Source organism: Verminephrobacter aporrectodeae subsp. tuberculatae At4 (assembly GCF_000193225.1).
Taxonomy (GTDB): Bacteria; Pseudomonadota; Gammaproteobacteria; order Burkholderiales; family Burkholderiaceae_C; genus Acidovorax; species Acidovorax aporrectodeae.
This window is the reverse complement of the sequence record NZ_AFAL01000642.1, coordinates 1-298: the sequence shown is the minus strand read 5'-3', so window position 1 is coordinate 298 and position 298 is coordinate 1. Positions and strand designations below refer to the sequence as shown.

Below are 298 nucleotides of genomic sequence, written 5' to 3'. Positions count from 1 at the left end.
CGGCCAGCACCCCCGTGACCCTGGTGGTCGGCAGCCAGGACGGCAAGCTGGACCCGGACAGCGGCGCCCGCATCACCCGCCTGGAGCAAAAAGACGCTCCCGCCCAACTGCCCCAGGGGATGGAGATGCCCCTTGGGCTGCTCAGCTCCGAGGCCACACTGGACAGTGGCCACTGGCCACAGCTCACAGGCAGCAGCAGCGAGAAGTTCAGCCTGTACGTGGACCCGGCGCTGGGCGTCAACGGCTACTGGGCGAAGGACGGCACCGGCACCTGGGTCAACCTGGCGAGCAGCCCTTA

Annotated in this window: 1 pseudogene; it reads left to right on the top strand. The window is 68.8% G+C overall.

Annotated features, from left to right (window positions below):
* Window positions 1-298, top strand: a pseudogene (locus VTU_RS28525) (choice-of-anchor U domain-containing protein); the annotation flags it as partial.